Source organism: Aeribacillus sp. JST-2 (assembly GCF_056032925.1).
In genome coordinates, this window is record NZ_JBVVUU010000003.1 from 1 (window position 1) to 22,863 (window position 22,863).

17 protein-coding genes are annotated in these 22,863 nt (G+C 39.8%); 5 read left to right on the forward strand and 12 right to left on the reverse strand.

Annotated features, from left to right (window positions below; genetic code table 11):
* Window positions 1-149 precede the first annotated feature (149 nt).
* The 5 genes from AC0KTX_RS02290 to AC0KTX_RS02310 form a co-directional block, all read right to left on the reverse strand.
* Window positions 150-1,121, reverse strand: coding sequence for a Gfo/Idh/MocA family protein (locus AC0KTX_RS02290; protein ID WP_474250618.1), 972 nt, complete (start codon window positions 1,119-1,121; stop codon window positions 150-152).
* Window positions 1,122-1,216: 95 nt separating this feature from the next.
* Window positions 1,217-2,062, reverse strand: a complete 846-nt coding sequence (locus tag AC0KTX_RS02295; protein WP_474250619.1) for a sugar phosphate isomerase/epimerase family protein — start codon at window positions 2,060-2,062, stop codon at window positions 1,217-1,219.
* A 259-nt stretch (window positions 2,063-2,321) separates the two neighbouring features.
* Window positions 2,322-3,509 (reverse strand): ROK family transcriptional regulator, encoded by a 1,188-nt coding sequence (locus AC0KTX_RS02300; RefSeq protein WP_474250620.1) that lies wholly within the window; start codon window positions 3,507-3,509, stop codon window positions 2,322-2,324.
* 566 nt (window positions 3,510-4,075) lie between these two features.
* Entirely contained in the window at window positions 4,076-4,318 is a 243-nt protein-coding gene (locus tag AC0KTX_RS02305) for a DUF2552 family protein (RefSeq protein ID WP_474250621.1), read from the reverse strand.
* Window positions 4,319-4,327: 9 nt separating this feature from the next.
* Window positions 4,328-4,651: an iron-sulfur cluster biosynthesis family protein gene (locus tag AC0KTX_RS02310; RefSeq protein WP_474250622.1), complete on the reverse strand. Its 324-nt coding sequence runs from the start codon at window positions 4,649-4,651 to the stop codon at window positions 4,328-4,330.
* Window positions 4,652-5,196: 545 nt separating this feature from the next.
* Between AC0KTX_RS02310 and AC0KTX_RS02315 the strand changes: the two genes are divergently transcribed.
* Both AC0KTX_RS02315 and AC0KTX_RS02320 read left to right on the forward strand, forming a co-directional pair.
* Window positions 5,197-5,568 carry an iron chaperone gene (locus tag AC0KTX_RS02315; protein ID WP_474250623.1) on the forward strand — a complete coding sequence of 124 codons (372 nt, stop codon included), beginning with the start codon at window positions 5,197-5,199 and terminating at the stop codon, window positions 5,566-5,568.
* A 22-nt stretch (window positions 5,569-5,590) separates the two neighbouring features.
* On the forward strand, window positions 5,591-5,962 hold the full coding sequence (locus AC0KTX_RS02320; protein WP_474250624.1) for an iron chaperone: 372 nt from the start codon (window positions 5,591-5,593) through the stop codon (window positions 5,960-5,962).
* 273 nt (window positions 5,963-6,235) lie between these two features.
* Here the strand turns inward: AC0KTX_RS02320 and AC0KTX_RS02325 are convergent, their stop codons facing one another.
* Both AC0KTX_RS02325 and AC0KTX_RS02330 read right to left on the reverse strand, forming a co-directional pair.
* A complete protein-coding gene (locus AC0KTX_RS02325; protein WP_474250625.1) occupies window positions 6,236-6,565 on the reverse strand; it encodes a YolD-like family protein in 330 nt (109 codons plus the stop codon).
* Between the two features lie 862 nt (window positions 6,566-7,427).
* A complete protein-coding gene (locus AC0KTX_RS02330; protein ID WP_474250626.1) occupies window positions 7,428-9,842 on the reverse strand; it encodes a PBP1A family penicillin-binding protein in 2,415 nt (804 codons plus the stop codon).
* 535 nt (window positions 9,843-10,377) lie between these two features.
* Between AC0KTX_RS02330 and AC0KTX_RS02335 the strand changes: the two genes are divergently transcribed.
* Window positions 10,378-11,766, forward strand: a complete 1,389-nt coding sequence (locus tag AC0KTX_RS02335) for an amino acid permease (RefSeq protein WP_474250627.1) — start codon at window positions 10,378-10,380, stop codon at window positions 11,764-11,766.
* A 343-nt stretch (window positions 11,767-12,109) separates the two neighbouring features.
* Window positions 12,110-12,991 carry an LLM class flavin-dependent oxidoreductase gene (locus AC0KTX_RS02340; RefSeq protein ID WP_474250628.1) on the forward strand — a complete coding sequence of 294 codons (882 nt, stop codon included), beginning with the start codon at window positions 12,110-12,112 and terminating at the stop codon, window positions 12,989-12,991.
* Here the strand turns inward: AC0KTX_RS02340 and AC0KTX_RS02345 are convergent.
* From AC0KTX_RS02345 to hsdR, 3 genes are read right to left on the reverse strand one after another with little or no spacing between them, the layout of a single operon-like run.
* The gene (locus AC0KTX_RS02345; protein WP_474250629.1) at window positions 12,984-14,375 is read right to left on the reverse strand and encodes a restriction endonuclease subunit S; all 1,392 of its coding nucleotides are present in this window, start codon (window positions 14,373-14,375) and stop codon (window positions 12,984-12,986) included. The genes AC0KTX_RS02340 and AC0KTX_RS02345 overlap by 8 nt on opposite strands.
* Window positions 14,372-15,853: a class I SAM-dependent DNA methyltransferase gene (locus tag AC0KTX_RS02350; RefSeq protein ID WP_474250630.1), complete on the reverse strand. Its 1,482-nt coding sequence runs from the start codon at window positions 15,851-15,853 to the stop codon at window positions 14,372-14,374. The genes AC0KTX_RS02345 and AC0KTX_RS02350 overlap by 4 nt, the downstream gene beginning before the upstream one ends.
* On the reverse strand, window positions 15,854-19,099 hold the full coding sequence (gene hsdR / locus AC0KTX_RS02355) for a type I restriction-modification system endonuclease (protein WP_474250631.1): 3,246 nt from the start codon (window positions 19,097-19,099) through the stop codon (window positions 15,854-15,856).
* A gap of 611 nt (window positions 19,100-19,710) precedes the next feature.
* On the opposite strand from hsdR, the gene rnz reads away from it, so the two are divergent.
* Window positions 19,711-20,643 (forward strand): ribonuclease Z, encoded by a 933-nt coding sequence (rnz, locus tag AC0KTX_RS02360; RefSeq protein ID WP_474250632.1) that lies wholly within the window; start codon window positions 19,711-19,713, stop codon window positions 20,641-20,643.
* 96 nt (window positions 20,644-20,739) lie between these two features.
* Here the strand turns inward: rnz and namA are convergent, their stop codons facing one another.
* Both namA and proC read right to left on the reverse strand, forming a co-directional pair.
* Window positions 20,740-21,762 carry an NADPH dehydrogenase NamA gene (namA, locus tag AC0KTX_RS02365; RefSeq protein WP_474250633.1) on the reverse strand — a complete coding sequence of 341 codons (1,023 nt, stop codon included), beginning with the start codon at window positions 21,760-21,762 and terminating at the stop codon, window positions 20,740-20,742.
* A gap of 117 nt (window positions 21,763-21,879) precedes the next feature.
* Window positions 21,880-22,722: a pyrroline-5-carboxylate reductase gene (proC, locus tag AC0KTX_RS02370; RefSeq protein ID WP_474250634.1), complete on the reverse strand. Its 843-nt coding sequence runs from the start codon at window positions 22,720-22,722 to the stop codon at window positions 21,880-21,882.
* Window positions 22,723-22,863 lie beyond the last annotated feature (141 nt).

A 22,863-nucleotide genomic window follows, 5' to 3' on the forward strand; every position in this document is an offset into this window, starting at 1 on the left:
ACCTTTAGACCCAGTTTATTACATGTACCAATACTGGGTTTCTTCAGTATTGCCTTTTTTCGGATCATCGGACAAGGGAATTTCCAATTTCTATGATTTTTCACCTTGACATATTACCGCAGGACTTTTTTATTTAGACATTATCTTTTTCAAGCAGATGCAACTATCACCGGTTCGCCGATATCGGCCGACTTATTGGCAGCCAAAGTCACGGCAAGTGTTTTTAATGCATCATCGTATGAAGAGAGCAGTCTTTCAGGGTTATTTTCCAATAAAGCAGCGATAAATTGGTTATCTTGTTCTTCATAAAAATCCACTTTCGATCTATGCTCGATCGTTGAGTCTTTTTCTGTAATTGTCAAGTTTACGCCATCAATATGAACCCGGAAATCTTTTCCCAATACTTCAACCCCTGATCGATGATCGGGCTGTGTCATTGAACAATCCACGTGTCCGACGGCGCCGGATTCAAATAACAAATTAACGGAAGTTACGTCATGTATGTTCATATTCGGAATATCCGTTAATACTCTCAGGCTCATAACAGCGTACACTTTTTGAACATCGCCTGCTAAATATCGCATCAAATCGACGGTATGGGTTGCTTGTTCCACCAGCTGCCCCCCGGATTTTTCGATGTCACGGTACCATGGAGTAGGTACAAAAGATGTTAAATAGTAGCCGCGAATCATTGCAATCGTTTTATCTTTTAAATATTCCTTTGCCTTCCGAACGGTATCCAAGTAGCGGAGGCAGTATCCAACCCCGCATATGACCCCGGAATCATGAATGGCTTTTGATTTGCGGCGAACCGTTTCCAAATCCAAACCAACCGGTTTTTCAATCATCAGATGAATCCCTCGGGAGGCAATTTTTTCTTCTAAATCGCCGTGTGCAAAGGGCGGTACACATAGGAAAACCGCATCGAGCTTTTCTTTTTCCAGAAGATCATCGGCGCTTGTGTACCAATTAACTCCAAATTGTTCAGCCTTTTTTTGGGCATTTTCTGCAATAATGTCGCAAACCGCTGTAATGTCCGCATAAGGATTTTTCGAAATGTTCGCCAAATGAACAGCTGCAATCCCACCGACTCCAATAAATCCAACCTTCACTTTCTCCAAAATGGCTCCCCCCCTATATTGCCGTCAATTTGTTTCCAATCATCATATATTGCACTTTTTCCACTGCGAAAAATAAGTTTTTGCTATTTTGGCCATCAAGAATGATTTCCAACGGTTGAACCGCTTGCCAGTATTACGTCCATATGGCGTGACGCATCCTCTGCCAATTGATATGGATTTATCGAATACGGCGCCAGTTCTGCCGTCAGTACATCATCATATTCTATTTCATCCAACGCTTTTTTAACTGCCGCCCAATCCACATCGCCGGCCAGCAATGGCACAAATCCTGCTATATTTCCAACTTGGGTGTTGAAATCTTTGACGTGCACTTTGCAAATGCGTTTGCCAAGGATTCTAATCCATTGTTCGGGAAAGCCGAATTGCAATACGTTTCCCACATCAAAGTATGCTTTTGCATATTCTGATCCAATTTCATCTATGTATCTTGCCATTTCAATGGGCGACAATAAAAATTTATTCCAGACATTTTCAATTCCTATATTTACCTGCAATCTTTCTGCTTCGTCCATTATTTTTTTCAATTCTTCCTGGCTTCTGCCGTAACAGTCTTCATAAGAAACTTCCTTTGTCACAACTCCGGGAACAACGAGTATGGAATCAATGCCCATAGTATTTGCAAGTTCAAGTTGTTTAAAAATCACTTTTCTGCCCTGTTCTCTCACGCTTTCATCCGGGGATGATAATGGAAATTGCCAAAGCAAACCTGTTGAAATGCTTTTCAGCTTCAAGCCGTATGATGCTGCTAAATTGGCGATGCGCTCAGCTTCCCGGACAGTCGTTTCCATCGTCAAACCGACACCGTCTGGAGGATATAGATTCAGTTCGACAGCATCAAAACCTACCTTGCTGCTAAATTCAAAAACTTTTTCCAGCGAAGTGCCATCGGGATAACACCATTGGTTTATGCCTTTTAACATCATTCAACCTCCTTCTATATTCTTTCAATTTCTTATGAAATCTCGTGTTTTCTTGAAAATTCATTTACACCTATAATAGCTTTTCCACCTAAAATGATGGCCGATTATTTCATTTTTTATATGGGAAATTCCATTCCCTCAACCAAAATGGTTTTATTTTGCTGAATTACACCATGCGCTTTTTCTCACGGTCGCTTACCCCCCCATGTATCTTTGGATGATGCTCTTCTGAAAAACTGGAATCTCTTTTCTTTTTCATTTAATTGAGCGTAAACTGAAATTTTTCTTGCAATATGACTGATGCAGCGCCAACCATTTCAAATTCTTGTCCGAGCGATGTTGATTTTATCGTTACATCTTCCAGCGGGGCTTCTAGTGCATGTTTTGAAACATATTCATTAATTTTTGAGAGGAGGATGGCGTTGTTTAGTATGATCTCCCCTCCCAATATGATGGCCTCAGGATTAAAAAGGTGGATTAAATTAATGATTCCGCTTGCCAAATAATGAACGATTTCATCTAATATTTTGAGGGCTAAATGATCCCCTAAGTTAACCGCTTTCACAAATACGTCAGGTGCAATTTTCGTAATATCGCCGTCTACCATTTCCTTTATAACAGAATCTTTGCCATTGGATAAAAATGTTAATATTCTTGAGTAAATTGCCGGCCAACTCACATAGTTTTCTAAACAACCATTGTTTCCGCAATCACACTTCATCCCTCCCCGATCGATCGTTGTATGCCCGAATTCTCCGGCACTTCCGGAAGCACCGCGGAAAATCGTTCCATTTACAAAAATTCCTGCACCGACACCCTCTCCAATCTCGATGTAGATCATATTTTGGATATTTTGATGTGCTCCAAAGTATTTTTCCGCTAAAATATAAGCATTTGTATCATTGTCCAGCCAAGTAGGCAGATCAAATTGCGTTTTCAGGATCTTCTTCAATGGCACGTTTTGCATCTTGAGTTTTGGATTGTAGCGGATCACGCCTTTATCATAGTCCACAAGCCCTTGTGTGATCACTGAAATGCCTATGCATTTCTTATAGCTGTCATCGCTGTTCAGGAAACATTTCAATTTTTCTATAATAAAATCGGCAACAGCTTCACCATAAAGCGAGTGTGTGGAAAAAATTTCTTTCCGCAATATTTGCGCCTCTAAATTCATCTCTGCAATTGTAATGGTGGAATATCGAATGGATACTCCAATTAATGTATAACAGTTCGGATCGAAGCGCAGCAAAATTGGTTTTCTGCCGCCGCTGGAAGCCCCAATCCCATCCTCTCGCACCAGCCCCTCATGAATAAGTTCATTGACTGCCGATGTGACCGTTGTCGGACTAATGTTTAATTTTTTGGAAATTTCGACCCTAGAGATGGGGCCGTATTGACGGATTGTATCTAATACAATGGATCGATTTAATTCTTGAATTAATTTCAAATCACCCGTCCTTCGCAATATTTCACCTTCTTTATTGTTATTTTGTTGTTTTCTTCATTCAATCGCCTGTTTCCTGGAAAAGAACTTGCTTTAACTAAAGTTGCGGGCAAGTGTAATTGTTGTGGATGAAGATGCTATGAAACGTTGGAATACTATGAATGCGAGGCAAAACTTATTTTTTCCAATGGCTTTATTAAGTTTCAAAATTTTGTACTGCATTTTCCTTTCTGCTATTCTCATCATCACTTATTTTGTTTATCATCGTTTAACAACTTATTAAGTATAAGCTGAAGTTGCCAAAACTTACTTTTTCCAGCGACTTTATTAAGTCTTTATAAATATAATACACACTATTCTCTATTTTCGCAATATTTTTTTATATTTTTTCAAAAATTTTCAGAATAAATAAAAATCGTGTTACGCTTTGCTAATTCTAAAAAAATGACAGCTGACCCGCTAATCAAAAGAGCGGACACAAGCCGTAAATGCATTTAACCATGCCGCAGCGAACCACAGCATGGTTAACTTGTTTCATTTCGCCATCTTGAACTAAAAAGGCAAAATCGTTATCCCAACACATCATGAATGTTTTTCATATTTTCTTCCATCCATTTCAACGCATCATCGATGGTTGGGAATTCTGTTGTTTCAAAAGTCAGTTCATCTTGGATAAGCCACACATCCTTTTTTTCATGGCCTATTCCTCCCACAGACCAATGCAGAAGGCTGTATGGATGATTATCATGGAGAAAAGATACCCATGTTTTATTCAAAGCAGTGTTTTTTAAAGAGGCTAGACGTTTTTCCATTTCGTTCCCTCATTTCACAATACATCTCATTCTCGAGTTGTATATTTGCGACGGACTTTTGAGGGTGAAAATTTGTTTTTGTTCATGATAATCAATCTTTAATTCATCATCCAGAAAAATAAGTTTTGCTTTTTCAACATATACCGGAACAAAATTGGTGTCGATCTTCATGTCGCCTTCTTCAATCTCTTTTACAAGCCAAAGAACAGGGACGCCGCTCATGACGCATCCGCACCCGTCCGTCTCATACTTCAGTTTCACATAGCGGTTTTCAGCGGCTGCCAGTTCTTTCATCAGTTTTTTGACCGCTTGATCTGTAAATGAAATGTTCATGTTTCCAATCATCCTCTTTTGCAATTTTCCTTCATTTTATCACATTTCCGCTGTCAACCGCTTATTTGGAACTGACATCGAAAATGTTTTGCAGCGAAACGGCCACTTTTCTTTTTTTCTCATCCATGATAGTGACCGTGTTGATCTAACCAGTTAAAGAAAGGCAAAAGAGCTTCTCCACAAAAAGGAATTGGAATAAATATTGTTTTTTGTTGTTTTTTATCTGTTGTTTCTAATGCTTTATAAATATTAGTGGGTTCTGTTGCAAAGTTGAAAATTAAAAATAGGATTTATGCTATGTAGCTATAGATGACATGTTGTTATATACTTTTGGACAGACCAGCTATTGCTGGCGATACAAGTCTGATACTTTTTAAAGCCTCTAATTGCATTTTTAAGCCATTTTGACTATCCAGGTTTAAAATATATAGTTGGAAATAGGTGTTGTTTAAGAACGTGTCTGATCGGTTCTGTGAGGAGTTTAACGACGAATGGGTTTGAGGAACTTCTCTGAACTACATAATTTTATTTTAGGAGGGAACAACTTGGAAGTTTTTGCGAAATATTTAGCAGGTATCGATAATCCCGACCACCGTGACCGAACAGAGGAAATTTTGACGTGGGTTGCTAATAAATTCCCAAATTTGCAACCGCAAATCAAGTGGAACAAGCCTACGTTTACCGATCACGGCACATACATCATTATGTTTGCCGCAGCAAAGAATCATTTGAGCATTTTACCGGAAAAAGAGACAATGGTGCATTTTGCCGATGAAATCGCCCAAGCTGGCTACAGCGCTTCTTCACGCTTGTTCCGGATTCAATGGACTGAACCAGTTAATTACGAATTGCTAGAGAAGATCATTGAATTTAATATCAAGGATAAGGCTGAGAATTCGAAGTTTTGGCGGCAATAGCATAATATCGAAGGAGGAAGACATGGAAGTTTTTGCGAAATATTTAGCAGGTATCGATAACCCCGACCACCGCGAAAGAACAGAGGAGATTTTGGCGTGGGTTGCTAATAAATTCCCAAATTTGCAACCGCAAATCAAGTGGAATACGCCAATGTTTACCGATCACGGCACATTTATCATCGGCTTTTCCACAGCGAAGCATCATTTGAGCGTTTCACCCGAAGAAGCAGGCATTGCCCACTTTGCCGATGACATTGCACAAGCTGGCTACAGCGCTACCAAAGGCTTGTTTCGAATTCCGTGGAATGAGCCGGTAAATTACGAATTGCTTGAGAAAATAATTGAATTTAATATTCAGGATAAAGCAGACTGTTCAACTTTTTGGCGGAAATAAAAAAAATAGGATAGCCCTTAGAAAGCGTGTGAGAGCTTCTTAGGGCTTTTGAGAGGCTTTAAGGATGATCTATGCCCCATGCTTTTACATGGGGGCTGTCTAAAAAGGCCATTTTCATGTTATATGTTTCCAAATAAAAGGCCCAAGAATGTTGATGGGTTTTGCTTTATTTATGATTTAGGCTGAAAAACCACTTTTCGGACAACCCCGCGCCCTGACATGGCGAATGTCAAAGTTTGGGGTGCGCCCTTTTATTATTACAATGCTGTTTTCTTAGTATTGCTCAATTTCAATAATATCTCCTAATTTTAAAACATGTTTTTTAGTCAAGTAATCAACAATTCGCAATTCTCTTTTTAGCTGATCAATATAATGAATATTGCCGACAAGTTTCTTCATTTCACCTTTTTGATAATAGGTGAATTGTAGAGTAATGTTTTCTTCCTTAGCCCTACGGATAACTTTATTAAATTCTTCATATTTTTGTTCATCCAAAACCGGTTTTTCGACTTTATCTAAACTTTCATTGTATTCCCTTAGTAATTTTACATGTTCCGGTAACATCATTGAAACCCATTTGATACGGCCTCTGTCACGAATCACCTCAAGACACCTACTTTTCCATTACATTTTGTGCGACATTATATAAAATCACTTGTCACTATTGAAATGCAAACATTTAATATAAATTTAATGTTCCCGCAGTCGCGAATCATATAATCGCCTCCTCAGATTAAGGCGCAACGTCCAAAATTTTGTTGAAACTGATAAATTTAGGGCTTGCTGCAACCGCAAAGAAACGTCAAGTTCGTTACCTCCAATTATTACTTCATTTATGCAAATTTATCAAGTACACCATATGATAAAACCTTTTCCAGCTATTCCAGTAAACTAACGGTCCGCTTATGAAAGATTACCCAATCCAGCGGGCAGCCATATACTCCCAAACCTGTTAAGTGTCTAATTTCCAAGCGAAAGAAAGAGCTTCACAAATTATATATTAAGTTCCTGATGGAAAAACAGAGAACAGCTTACCTTTTGGTGAAGAAAAAAGTAAAGTAGCAATTCTTAATCCAAGTGTAAAATTGTCCAGCCCGCGGAAACGTTTCCTTTTTATGACCAGCATAAAGTTACCAATTTTACGGCTTGTATGCAAAGGGCGGTCCCAATGGATTGCATGCTTATTCTAACCAAAACCGCGATATTAAAAAAACTGGCAAACAAGCAGTTTTTCTTTTTGTTTTTTATTTTAAAGGATAAATGAATGGCGAGCGAAAACTGCATCAATCCATAGCTGCATAACACCAAACCAGCATAAGCATATATTTACGAAGATTGCGAATTCTATCTACTTAGACTTTATGGACTTGCTCTTGTCGATCTTGTGTTTTTTTAGAAGTGATGACTAAGGAAACAAGCCGAACACTTATGAACGTGATCCGGCTTGTTTTTTCAGCCTTTATGTTTACTGGCTGCTGTTATCCGGTGGTTGTTTTCCAGATTGTGATCCTTCGTTCGGATTGTCGCCTTTACCAGCCCCGTTTCCCGAACCATTATTATTACTGCTTGATCCACTACCATTTCCGCTATTATTCGACCCGCCACTTCCGTTGTTATTCGATCCACCGGTTCCGTTATGATTTGATCCGCCACTTCCATTAGTTCCCTCTGGAAGTTTTTGGCCGTTTTCTTGGCCGTTGCCGTTGTTAGCCGGTTGCCGCGGCTGATCATTGACGGGAGGCTGGGTAGGCTGCTCTATTTTTTTCGTATCCTCAGGTTGTTTTTCGTTGTTCTTAGAATTTTCTTGTTGCTTTTCATTCATTTCCTTTTGATTGTTCTCTTTATTTTGCTCCCGATTTTCTTCTTGTTCTTGATCCTCTTTCTTATCCTCTTCTTTTTGTTTTGGTATTACTGGGATTGATGTTCCCTTTACAAATAATTCAGTGCGTCCGCCAACCACTCTTTCAACGACATTGTCCGGTTTTTCAAAATCAGGTGTTTCTATTTTTTCAGAAACATGGGACATGATTTCTTTAAAAATAAGCCTTGAAATTTTTGCTTTCTCATTCGTCACATACGTTTCCTGTGTCGTTTTGTCGTATCCCGTCCAAACCGCAGCAGCATAACGTGTCGTGTAGCCGACAAACCAAGCATCAGATGTTCCATCTCCCCGGATATTTTCCGGCAAGTTGGTTGTCCCTGTTTTTCCTGCAAGCGGAAGTCCTGGAATGTTCGCCAGTCGCCCTGTTCCTTCTTTCACGACGGTTTTCAACATATCGGTCATCATATAGGCGGTATAATCGTTCATCGCCTTTACCGGTTTGGAAGAAAGGTCGATTTCTTTACCGTTTGGGTACACGATTTTCCTTACCGTATATGGCTTATGATAAATGCCCTCGTTTCCAAAAGCGGCATACGCCCCAGCCAATTGAAGCGGAGACACACCTTTTTTAAAACCTCCGATTGCATATGAAGGATAGATCTGATCGAGCGGAATTCCGAGTTTTTCCGCAAACTCTTTTGCCCTGTCTTCTCCTACCTCCAAAAAGGCTTTTACAGCCGGTATATTGTAAGACCATTGCAACGCTTTTCGCATCGATATACTGCCGCGATATTTCCCGTCCCAGTTTTTGATTTCTTTGCCATGGATGGTGAGCGGTTCGTCAAAGAACTGTTTATATGTAGACCATTTGAAATGGTCGATTCCCGGGCCGTAATCCAAAATCGGCTTAATTGTCGAACCTGGCTGCCTTTTCGTTTGTGTTGCGTAGTTAAAACCTCTTTGTACTTCTTGATCTGAGCTGCGGTTTCCGCCAATTGCCCTGATGGCGCCAGTCTGTGTATCAAGGAGCACGACTCCTGCCCGGAACTGATCGTCCGGATAATTAATGTATTGATCAGTTGTCAGCACTTTTTCTGTAAATTTTTGAGCAGCCGGATCCAAGGTTGTATAAATTTTCAAACCGCCCGTATAGATATCCTTTTCTGATATTCCGGCATCAACAATATCTTTGATGACTTGATCAATAAACGCTTGGTATTTTGGTCCTTCTTTTTTCTTCTTTAATAATTTTGCAACCGGGATCGCTTTCGCATCTTGCTCTTCTTTTTTGGTAATAAAACCGTGCTTTCTCATTAAGGACAATACAATATTTCTTCTTTTTTCAGCTAAATCCGGATTTTTAAACGGATCATATTCGCTTGGTCTTTGCGGCAGCCCCGCCAACAGCGCCGCTTCGCTAATCGTCAGTTTTTTCACGGATTTGTTAAAATACGTTTCTGCCGCTGTCGCAACACCGTATGCTCCTTGACCGAAATACACTTTGTTTAAATACATTTCAAGAATTTCTTCTTTTGAATAGTGTTGTTCCAACTGAACAGCCAAGTACGCTTCCTGTATTTTTCGCTTAAGTGTTTTTTCAGGCGATAAGAATGAATTTTTGACTACCTGCTGGGTAATCGTACTTCCGCCTTCAGCGCCGAATCCTTCTTTTACGTTCGCAACGGCGGCACCCGCGATTCGTTTCAAATCGATTCCATGGTGTTCAAAAAACCGCACATCTTCTGTTGCGATAAACGCATTTTGTACATTTTTCGGTATATTTTCGATTTTGATGATTTTCCGATGTTCGCTTCCTGAAATATCCCGGATTTTTTTATTATCCATATCATAAACAGTTGAGGATAACGGATCTTTCAGTAATTTCGGGTCTAATGCAGGGGCGCTGATGATGTAAGACAATACCACGATACCGCCCATAGTCATCGTTATGATAATCGCAAGAATAAAGGCTGTCGTAATTTTTATGAGCGGAGATTTCTTAGAAGCTGATTGCTTTTTCTGACGTCTCTCCATACGCGTCTGATATTGATTTCCCATTTCCGCCTCCTCCTAACCTGTTAGAAGGTAATCTATAAATCATACACGATTAAGATTATACGGATGACGGGAAGATTTTAATGGTGGAATTTGTCGGCTGCAAAGATAATTTTTTTACAAAAAAATTATAGCGTTATTTTATCTTCTCGAAAAATAAAACACTTTTTAAAATAGTGTTTTGGATCTTCCTGTTACTTTTCTCAAGACTCGCATACAAAACATTCCCTCTGTTACCTCTTGGGACGAACTTCATAGAACTAATAGATGAAAAATAGACCTTTTCTGCAATGAATGTTCGCTTATCTTTGAAGTCCCGTGCATAACAATTCACCATAAATTCCCACATTTCGATAGCAATAAGTTTTCATTATTATTCTCTTGCTGAATCGCAGGAATATTATATACTAGAAACATATTTTATTTTTATACTTACATGCATAAAAGCATATAATCTTAAAAGCGTTTAAGTAAAAAATTTATTAACAGTTATTCTAGTATATTTTATTTCATAATGCGACAGAAAGGCATGAACACTATGGAAAAAAATCAAGCATTACAAAAAGGGCTATTGCCTCGACATGTTCAGTTTATTGCGCTGGCAGGCATGATTGGAACAGGTATTTTCAAAGGAAGCTCGGATACATTAAATATTGCGGGTCCAAGTGTCGTTATTGCTTACTTATTTGGAGGCCTGTTATTATTTATTGTCATGGCGGCATTGGCTGAGATGGCGATTGTTTATCCGAACTTAAACGTTCAGCATTTTGTTTATAAAGCTTTTGGCTTTCATATATCCTTTATCGTAGGATGGCTGTATTGGATCAATTGGATTATTGTCACCGTTGTTGAAATTTTAGCAGCAGGAAGCTTCCTAAAATATTGGTTTCCATCCGTACCGTTATGGCTTTTAAGTCTCTTTTGCACCGTTTTGATCGTCGGAATGAATTTGTTTCAAGTAAAGTACTATGGTGAAATTGAGTTTTGGTTTGCAGGAATTAAAATTTTCGCATTAACCGCTTTCATTTTATTAGGTTTTGGCATTTTATTTGGAATGATTCCAAGCAATATTGATGATCCTTTTGCTAACTACACGGCACACGGCGGGTTCTTTCCTTATGGAATTGAAGGAATGTTAAGCGCCTTTTTAGTCGTCATGTTTTCATATGGCGGGGCTGAGTTAATTGGTGTTACTCTTACAGAAACAAAAGATGCAGAGAAAGTTTTGCCAAAAGTTATTAAAGGAACGATGTGGAGAGTTATTCTCTTTTATATGCTTCCTATTCTTATTATTTGCGGTTTAATGCCGTGGAATCAAGTGACAGGGGAAAAAAGTCCATTTGTCCAAGTATTGAGCATCACAGGGCTTCCTGGAGCCGCTCATATTATGAATTTTGTTCTTATTACTGCCGTTTTATCAGCGGCTAATTCAGGGATTTATGCAACTTCCAGAACATTATATTCCATGGCTCAAAGCGGTGAAGCTCCAAAAAGGTTTTTAAAGATTTCCAAACAAGGAACACCGATTAACTGTATTATAGTTACAGCCATCTGTATTTTACTTGGAGTATTTTTAGCTTACATGACTCCCGATCAAGTCATCAGCTACTTAATGACGATACCTGGTTTTACGATTCTTTTATTATGGACGAGCATTTGTCTAGCTCAACTTAAGCTTCGTTCGCAGTATAAGACGAAACCATACTTTCAAGTAAAAGGTTTCCCATATACAACGATATTGGCCATCGTTTCTTTATTGATAATCTTTATTTCTTTTATCTTTAATAAGAATAATATGATCGGTTCTGCCGTTTGCCTTGTCATCTTAGTACTGCTCACTGCATTTTCTTTTATAAATAAAAACGAAAGAGAAAAAAGCGGAGAATCCAACAAGGAGAAAAATAGAGATATGGTACAAAATCTCTGAAATTTGGACATTAAAAGGTTCATCCGTAAAGAACTTGGATTTACTCTGTAAAATTAAAGACAAAGTAGTGATTGTATATTGTCGTCTTTAATGTACGCCCATTATAACAAAATTAAGGGCTGTCGATTCCCTCTCCAATGCTTGGGCACATCCCGTCTCCCCATGACAGTCCATTCTGCTCACGATGGAATGTCCAAACCAGCCTAGCCATAAGATAAAAAGGCCGCTTGAAGGTAGGCAATTGCTGCCTCAGCCCCTTTTTGTTGCTTGGCATCGAAAAAATAGCATAAGATAGATCTAACGTCAGTATGAACGAACAGCAAATCAAGGGAGGTGAAAACGGATGGAAATCGGCATTTACACATTTGGAGAACGGACGGTTGATCCCGAAACAGGCCAATTGATCAGCCCGGGGGAACGGCTGCAGAATCTGATAGAAGAAATTGAGCTGGCCGATCAGGTCGGACTGGATGTGTTTGGCATCGGTGAACATCATCGGCCCGACTACACTGTTTCGGCTCCTGCGGTGGTGCTTGCCTCCGCTGGTGCCCGCACTAAACGCATCCGGTTGACCAGTGCGGTAAACGTCTTAAGCTCGGACGATCCGGTGCGGGTGTTCCAGCAATTTGCCACCTTGGATCTGCTCACCCAAGGCCGCGCTGAAATCATGGTCGGCCGCGGTTCGTTTATCGAATCCTTTCCCCTTTTTGGCTACGACCTGAAAGATTATGACGAGCTTTTTGAGGAAAAGCTTGATCTTTTGCTCAAGCTGCGGGAATCCGAACGAGTTACATGGACGGGAAAACATCGTCCGCCGCTGGACAATCTAGGGGTCTATCCCCGACCACTGCAAAATCCGCTTCCGGTTTGGATAGCCGTTGGAGGAACTCCAGAGTCTGCCGTCCGTGCGGGCATGCTCGGTCTTCCGATGGCGCTGGGCATCATCGGCGGTCTGCCTGAACGATTTGCGCCTTTTGCTCAATTACACCGGGAGGCAGCGCAAAAGGCGGGGCACAAAACACCGCGCCTCAGCATCAATTCTCATGGTTTTCTCGCCGATTCATCGCAGGAAGCGGCTAATTCACGTATACATCTATTTAAGCCTTCGCAATCTTTGAGTGTTGACAGCTTGCTTTGTTATTCACATAAAAGGTTAATCGCTTCAACATTGAAAGCGGTAAAAGTTCACTCACTGAATGAGCTCTTACATAAATGTTTTATTTAGATTTTAACACTTCCTTTAACAACTCAATCGCATGTTCATCGGCTGGATCGTTTGTACCTAACTCGCCGCGGAAGGCTTTATATAAAATCGAATTTTTTATTGAAACCAATTCCGCTTCCAATTGTTCAATTAAAGTTTGTTCTTCAATTAAATTATTTAACATTTTATCTAAAATTTTAACTATTTTTTTCCACTCATTCTTTGGTGGAAGCGGGAAAGGGAGATCATTCATTTTTTTTGGTGATACCCTTGGAAGATTAATACCATTACTATTTGAAACTGCATAATCTATAGTCGATGGAAGTCCCAAATAGTAGTCTAAAAGTTGGTTAAGATATTTATGTTCAGTCCTAAATACTAGTATATCCGTAGAAGCTACACCATCGAAATCAACAATTGCATGCTTATTCAAATAAGGACGAAGCTTTCCATACAATACATCTCCCTTTTTAAAAACAACCTTTTTACTCTTAATGTCTTTAGCTAATTCAATATGAGATATACCTCCTCCTTTTATTAAATGCTCTAAACCTACATAGGTTTCATTTCCAATTGGTAGTACCTGTTCTTTAATTTGTTCAAAAATAGCACCTGTTTTTACCCACACCCAATTCTTTGGCACTTCATATGGTTGCTCTTCTTTTGGGATAAGGTCTTTTTCTTTTATGTGATTAGAAGTTTCAAACATACTCTTCTCGTTAGGATCGTTTGTACCTAATTGTCCCTTAAACGCCTTATCCAAAATCGCTGCCCGTCGAAGCTCAAAAGATTCTTTCACTTCTTCAATTAACCGCTTTGCTTCATCAATTTTTGCAAAAAGCCGCTCAATCTTCTCAGCAATGCGTTTTTGTTCGTTTAAAGGTGGAAGCGCAAATGGAAGTTTAGACATTTTACTTTTGTTTATTATGGATACGGTTGTAGATGAAGAAGATTTCAATAATAAATTTTGATAAGTAGAACTTAATGAAAAATAGTATGTGTATTTCGGATAAATTACTTTTTTATTCGGAATTAGAGAATTTATTTGTTGATTTGTAGTACATTCTACTAAATTAAATCCAGTCTTTCCAATCGAACCTATACAACAAACTAATGTTGAGTGTTTTGGAATTATTCTACTTACCTCTTTACCCTTATCAGTAAGATATTCAGAAGCTACTATCACCGAATCTTCCTGATCTAAATCTCCGGGTTTAACAAATGGAAAATTTCCACCATAATACTCATTATTTTTTTTAGATGGAGTAGCCCCAGTTACTATTTCATGTATAATACAAGTTCTAGTCCAAACCCAATTTTTTGGAACTATATAAGGCTGTTCTTCTTCCGGCACTAATGCTTCTTCTAGTAGTTCTTCCAACGATTTTTGTTTCTTTTTGCTCATTTTTTAAGCACCTCAGATGTTTCTGCGACTTTTAGCATTTCTTTAAAATCCGTTTGGTAGGTGTTAGGTTGTTCGACAGCTTTTAACTCGGCAATGACTTCGTTTAGTAACGAAATCGCTAGTGCTAATTTTTCCACCGCTTCTTCTGCAGATTCGATTGGGTCTGGCAGGTTTTCGTAGACGGACAAGGATTCATCAGCAATTAGACCAATATCCAAGCTGTCGCCTTTTTTTGCAATTTCTTCACGTGAAAACACATTCCAGCGCTCGTCTTTGACTTGGCTGCGGTCTTCTGCCGTGTAAGCTTTTATAAATCCTTCAAAATGTTCTTTCGTTAGCGGATTCCGTTTGCCAAAGGAAGGCATGTTTGTTCGTAAATCGTATACCCATACTTCTTTTGTGTTGCCGACATCTGATGTCCCGCGGGTGAAGAATAAGACGTTCGTTTTTACCCCTTGGGCATAAAAAATCCCTGTCGGCAAGCGTAAAATCGTATGCAAATTACATTTGTCCATTAAATCACGGCGAATGTCGGCTCCTACCCCGCCTTCAAACAAGACGTTATCTGGAAGAACAACAGCGGCACGAGCTTTGCCGTTTGCCTTGAGAGCGCGGTAAATATGCTGCAAGAAATTCAACTGTTTGTTCGATGTTGTAAAGGTGAAGTCTGTTCGTGTTGCCCGCTCGCCGCCTTTTTTTGTTCCAAAAGGCGGATTCGTTAAAATCACATCAAAATTTTTCAAACTTTCACCTAGTGAAGAGAGGGTATCTCCTAACAAGATTTCCCCATGAATATCATGAAGCAACGCGTTCATGACCGCTAAACGATGCGTGTCTCTGACAAGCTCTACACCGGAAAATGCCTTGTATTTTTGAAATTCAATTTCTTCTTGAGATAAGTCAAAATAATCATCGGTCTGTTTACGAACATGGCGATCTGCTGCGATCATAAAGCCGAATGTTCCCGCAGCAGGGTCATGGCAGCGTTCGCCCGCCTCGGGATTGACAAGTTCGACAATGACATCAATAAGGACGCGAGGCGTAAAATATTGCCCCGCTCCCGATTTTACTTCACTTGCGTTTTTTTCTAACAGCCCTTCGTATAAATCCCCTAACCCTTCTTGCTTCGCATTGTACCAATCTAAGTTATTGGTCGATTGAATAATTTTTTCTAGGTTCTTTGGTTCTCTAATATTCGATGTCGCATCTGTATAAATTTGTTTTAATAATTCATTTTCCTCTTTTCCTAAATCAAGCAACAGCTGTTGATAATGCTCTTTCAGTTCAATTCCGTCTTTTTCTACTAACGAATCCCAGCGATATTTTTCTGGAATCATATATTCTCGGCCGGTTTCTTTCATCATTTTTAAGAACAGCAAATACGTTAGCTCTGTGACGTATTGGTGATACGTAATGCCGTCATCACGAAGCACGTTGCATAAATTCCATAGTTTTTGGACGATTTCTCTGTTGTTCATCTACGCTTGCTCCTTCTTTTGGTGATAGTTGTACAAATTATCATTAATTTCGCGAACTATTTGTGCTAATTGTCCATCGAAAATTTGATTTAATTGTTTAAAACCTCCACGGCTCTTAAAAGGTTCGTATTCAAAAGCCTTTTCAGGGTCCGGATGAAGGACGGATTCTTGCAGCAACTGCTTTTCGATTCGCTCTAGCCATTTCTTTTGCACAGGCGGCCACGCTTTCATTTGGTAAATTTTCTTCATAGCGTGCTTAATTCGTTCTTCATGGCTAATAAGCGGATCTCCTAAAGCCTGCTGGCGAATGAAGGCGATGATGTCCGCTGCGATGTCTTCATTTTTCGCCTCGCGCCAAGCTGCTTGTAATTTTTTCTCAGAAAAACCTTTCTGATCCAGTTCAAGCAGCAATTTCTTTAACTCTTCTCTCGTTAATTCAGTTGGACGTTGACATACAATCATTAACGCAGGGATTTTGTTCATATTGTTCCGGACAAACTCCCCGAATGATTGTAAATAATCATCCGGTTTTTCCGCATTCCCATACCCGCGTTTGACCCCGATAAGCTCATCTTCATGTGTGGAAATATATTGTTTATTTTCCCGATAGCGATTTTCATCGATATAACGGAACATCGATTTGTACTCTTTTAACTGTCCAGTTAATTCAGCAGGATTCAAGTTTTTTACCCAATCTATAAATTCATCAACTGTTTTTCCACCAGATAATACTTTAAAGTCTTGGTGCTGCTTCTCTGACCATTGGCGTTTTTTTCGTTGGATTTTGGCAATAATTTGTTCTTGTTGATGTTGAAGGTGTTCTTCTTTTTCTAAACCTTCTAATTCTTCTACTAATTGAGTCAGTGAAATATTTGGTCGAGTGACAACAGGCTTCATGCTTGTATATGGTTTTAAAGACTCATAGATTCCAACCGCATCGAAAATATTAAAGTGATCTTTTCGGATTTCTTCACATCTTCTCGTTGCTCGTCCTAGCATTTGCTCATAAAGAATCCGCGAGCGAACGCGGCGCAAGAAGACGAGATTTGTAATTGCTGGAACATCGACACCTGTCGTTAGCAAATCCACCGTCACAACAATAGTTGGATATTTTTCATTTTTAAAGCGTCGAATCGCACCTGATGGATCCTTAATGGAGCCTGTAATTTTCATAATCGCATTGTCTTCGACTTCACCGTATACTTTTTCAAATTCTTCTTTTAAAAGACGTACGACTAAGTCTGCGTGATCATCTGTCGCTGCAAATATCAATGTTTTGCCTTCATCGTCCGGAGAAATATAATTCGTCAACTCTTGTATAATAACACGATTAAAGCTTTCTGTGATAACTTTTGTATTAAAATGTGCAACCTCAATATTCACTTCATCTTCAAGGTACTCTTGTGAAATTGTGCCGGAAACCGTATCATATACGTCGACTGTTTCACCTTTGGCCCAAGTGATTCCTTCCTTTTTTAATACCGTTTCAAATTGATACGGTGGTTCATGGTCGACTAAATATCCATCGACGACTGCTTCACGATAAGAATAAGTGAAAACCGGTGGTCCAAAAATTTCTGTTGTATGCAGCGCAGGAGTTGCTGTTAAACCGATGCGAACGGCATCAAAGTAATCAAGTACTTTTCGATATTTACTTACATAGTCATTGTGATCTCTTATTTCAATTTCTATGTTATTCATCTCTTTATCTAGTGTATAGCCTCGATGGGCTTCATCGACAATAATGCAATCATATTGATCAATCGATGGTATGTCTTCTGTTTTCTCGTTGTAGAAAATGCGTTTTAACATTCCTTGTACGGTAGCGATATGTACTTTCGTTTCATCATCTGGTTTTTGATCGTATAACGATTGTAAGCTATAAATTTGAGTGAACGTTTGGAAATTTTCCAGCTTACTTTCTTTAAAAGCGCTTTCCGCTTGTTCTCCAAGAGCTTTTCGGTCGACAAGGAATAATATACGATTAAAACGCTTTGCTTTGAGCAATCGGTAAATGAGACCAATCGCCATTCTTGTTTTTCCTGTTCCGGTTGCCATTGCGATTAAAATGCTGCGTTTTTTCTCTTTCAATGCTTTTTCGACCGCTTGAATGGCTTTGACTTGATAGTCTCGTAATTTAAGATAATCAAATTTTTCATCACGCAAAAATTGTTCCGAACGTTCTGTATCTTTTTTTAATAGATTTTTCAGTCCTTGAGGAGTGTACCATCCATGAAGTGGTCGGGGGTGATTCGTTGATTTCCGCGCATCTAAAAACCAAATGCCTGACTTTTGTTCTAGCTGTTTTAAAAAGGGGCGGCCATTGGTTGCGAACAAAAATGGAACATAGTAATCTCCCCATGGCTCATGGATCACTTCATGACCATGCCGAACAACAAGTTTTGCATATTCTTTTGCTTGCTCAATGTCAGATGGGATATCTTTACTAGCACGTTTCGCTTCAATGATCCCTACTAGCTCGGGGCCAATAAATAAAGCATAATCAGCGTAACCATGTTTTAAAGGCCACTCCGCAATCGCCATGTTTTTTCCTTTTTCCGGACGAACTCCTTTTGAGAAACGCAGCTTTTCTGAATCAGCCTCCCAGCCAGCATCACGCAATTGCTGGTCAATGAGAATACGGGTTTCGGCCTCTGTCAATTCAAAGTTAGCGACTGCCCGTTGTGAATATTCACGTCGTTTTTGCTTCTCTTCACTGCTTATATATATCTGTTCTATGCGTATCTTCTCAAGCTCTGTTTCCAAATGAGCCAGCTTTTCTTCGTATGACTTAACTACATCGTTCCATTCATCTTCTGATATAGATGTTTGCGGTGTCGGTTCGATATATTCTGGAGCTTGAAATGACCAATCGCCATACACTTCCATAAACCAAACAGCAATTCGAAACGCCATATGTAATAAAGCTTTGGCTTCATTTACTTCACCATAGCTCGGATTATGTACCGCTTGATTCCCTTTCAAACGAATGACCGTAAATAAGTCATATATTTCCTTCGGCAGAATTTGCTCATAAAAAAGAATTCTCAGACGCTCCTGTTGATCAGTTCTGCGTTCTTCCTTTATTTCTTCTAACGCTAAAATATATTTTGTTATAGTTTCAGCAAATTTTCTAAGTTCACTTATCGCCACATTTGGATTTTGATAGACATTTCGTTCTGCCGTTTCCCCAACACGGGCGAGAACTTCCCATTTTTCTTCTAAAAAGCGAAAATTTTGCGACATATACACACCTCACCCATAAGTACATATATAGTGCTATTTTAGCATAAATTTTACAATATATATCATTTCCAGTCATACACCTATTTAATAGAATCAAGTCCATAAAATTGTGCAAAAATGAATTGGCCTAAAAATGCTAGCCAATTTCAAATCCGATCCTTTCAGATGCTTGTTATTCTAACCAAATTTAAAAAAAGAGCTAAGACTTTAACTGGGAGGCGGGCAGTCACATGCGGTAAAGAACCGCTGAAAACTTCGGTTTATTTATTGTTCATTTCTTGCGGATTTTATGTTATTCTTGTCGGTAAGGTGTTGCTCCTGTAATTAGGAATTCCGGCCAAAGGCGGCCAGCCTAATTATAAGGAGTTTTTTTACACCATTAAAAACATTGGCCTGTTGGTTTCATTGTTGATTAAGTCCTGAATTTTGTGTAAAAAGGAAGCGGTTTGATTGGCCGGGAATCTATGTTTGCTGGGCTGTGAGTGTGAGTTTACACAATAATCAGGTCTCGGCCTCATTGTTTGCGGCAAAGCGAATGTGATTTAATTTTTTATACATAAATGAACATGTTGAAATTTGTAATGGAGCAAAAAGAACGGGAGGAAATGCCATTGAAATTAGTTTTTTTAGGAACAGGAGCCGGCATTCCGGCGAAAAATCGAAACGTTTCGTCGATCGTTCTCGACCTTTCGGAAGAACGCGGCACCATTTGGATGTTTGATTGCGGGGAGGCGACACAGCAGCAAATTTTGCATACAACAATAAAGCCGAGAAAGATTGAAAAGATCTTTATCACGCATATGCATGGGGACCATATTTACGGACTGCCGGGCTTGCTGGGAACGAGATCGTTTCATGAAGGCAAATCTCCCCTTACCATTTACGGTCCTTCCGGAATCAAAAAGTTTGTCGAACAAACGTTAAAATTAAGCTACACTCATCTGCAATATCCGATTGTGATCAAAGAAATCGAGGAAGGCGGGGCAGTGTTTGAAGATGAACAGTTCATTGTCCAATCCGGAAAGCTAGAGCACGGCATTCCTTCTTTCGGATACCGGATTGTGGAAAAAGATCTCCCCGGAAGGCTATTAGTCGATCGGTTACAGCAGCTCGGAGTGAAACCCGGCCCGCTGTATAAAAAATTGAAAAACGGCGAAACAATTGAACTCCCGGATGGCCGCATTTTAAATGGACAAGATTTTTTAGGCGCTCCGAAAAAGGGGAGAATCGTGGCCATTCTTGGTGATACAAGGTATTGTCAACAAAGCGTAGAATTGGCCAAAAATGCCGATATCGTTGTCCATGAAGCGACATTTGCCCACGAAGAAGAAACATTGGCTCACAATTATTATCATTCCACAACGGTTGAAGCGGCCAAAGTCGCTCTGGAGGCCAATGCGCAAAACTTATGGCTGACACATATCAGTTCCAGATATCAAGGGGATGAAGATATGCAAAAGCTTGTCTCTGAAGCAAGGGCAGTTTTTCCAAAATCAGATGTTGCTTATGATTTTTTGTCTGTGCCGATTCCAAGAAAAGAATAAGAAGCCAATCGGTTTTGAAAGAAAATGCTGCAGCGAATTCATCAAAAAAGTGCAAGAAGACAGTCCGGCCAGAAGGAATGCCTTCTGGCTCCTGCCTTATTTTTTCCAGCCTCGTTCATATTGCACCGGAGCTTCGATTGTTGTGTTGAGTTCCAGTGCAGCATGATAAGGCCAATAAGGATTTCTTAGCAATTCACGAGCAAGGAAGATGAGATCGGCCCGATGGTTCTTCAAGATTTCTTCCGCCTGTATTCCTGATGTAATCATGCCGACTGCACCAGTTGCAATTTGCGCCTCCTGCTTAATTTTTTCCGCATACGACACCTGATAGCCAGGATAAACATCAATGGCCGCCGGTACAACGCCTCCGGAACTGACATCAATCAGATCAACGCCGTCTTCTTTCAGCCATTTAGCTATTCGTACATAATCTTTTATCGTTAATCCGTCTGGATGATAATCATTGGCGGAAACGCGGACAAACAAAGGCCCTTCCCAGATTGGTTTAACAGCTTGAATGACTTCTTTCAAAAAACGGTAGCGGTTTTCAAGGGTGCCGCCATATTCATCATCGCGCTTGTTGGTTAAAGGGGATAAAAATTCGTTAATTAAATAACCGTGAGCAGCGTGAATTTCAATTAAATCAAATCCAGCCTCTTTTGCTCTTTTGGCTCCTGCTGCAAAATTTTCGACCGTCTTTTTTATCTCTTCCTTTGTCATTTCTTTTGGTATCGGACTTTTTTCATCAAAAGCTATCGCTGAAGGAGCAAGATTGTCTCCCTCCGCTTGTGATTTTCTTCCCGCATGGGCAAGCTGGATGCCTGTTTTTGCGCCATATGACTGGATTTGTTTAACAAGCTTTGCCAATTTTTCAACATGGGCATCGCTCCAAATGCCAAGGTCTTGATTTGAAATTCTGCCTTCGGGTGAAACAGCTGTCGCTTCCAGAATGATAAGCCCCACTTGGCCGACGGCTCTTGAAGTATAATGGGTGAAATGAAAATCTTCGAGGAATCCTTTTTGATTTACCGCAGAATACATGCACATAGGCGACATGACAATCCGGTTTTTCAACGTAACATTTTTTAAAGTCAATGGTTCAAATAATGCTCTGCTCACTTTTTTCGCCTCCCTAAGAAATTTCTAGAAAATTATATCAAGCATTATCTTTTCCGTCACAAAATTTGCTTATGAGCAAACATGTATAAAAAAATAGGGTGCTTGCCGCCCCTATTTTTAATATTTACTCTTTGTGAATAATTTTTCTTCCAAAGATTTGTTTAATTCTTGAGAGCGCTCAGTTGCCCGCTTAATGCAGCGAATGATTGCCTCGTCCACCCGCTCGCTTTTTAAAATGCTTAAACCGGCCTCTGTTGTTCCTCCTGGGCTTGTCACTTCCTCTCTTAACGTGGATGGGTCTTTGCCCGACTGTTGCAGCATAGAAGCCGCCCCGTATAATGTCTGTACGATGAGGGAACGGGCACTTTCTTTTTCCAACCCGATTTCCAGAGCCGCTCTTTCCATTGCCTCAACAATGTAATAAATGTAAGCCGGGCCGCTTCCGGCAAGACCTGTCACCGCATCGAGCTTGTGTTCTTCCGTGACTTCGACCGTTCCGATCGCTTGGAACAATTCGGCGGCTTGCAATAAGTGTTCTTTTGTTGCATATTCTCCTTTTGCAATGGCGGTTGCTGATTGCCTGATGGACGCCGATGTATTGGGCATCGCTCTAATTACAGGTATCTTTTTGGCAAATAATTGCTCGATCGCTTTTGTTGAAACGCCAGCCAATACGGATATGATGAGATGGCTTTCTAAAGCGTATTCCGAAATGCTTTCGATTGCTTTGTCAGCATCCTTCGGTTTCATTGCCAGAAGGATGATTTGGGAGTTTTCCATTAACTGTTTCTTGTTCGTTGTGATATGAATTCCGTATGTTTCGTTTAATTGTTTCAGCCGTTCTTCATTGGAATGATTGGTGATAATCATATCGTTTGGTTTAATTTTATTTCCGTTGACCAATCCGGATAGTATCGCTTCTGCCATCGATCCTGCACCGACAAATCCAATTTTGTACATCCATTAAGACCCCTTTCCATTTGTTATGGCTTGATGAAAAAAAGCGTCTGACATCCTCCAACGGATGAACAGACGCGCGTATAGAGTTTATCTACTCATATCGCGTGTCGGCAATAAACAAAAGCAAGAATTTTTCATCAT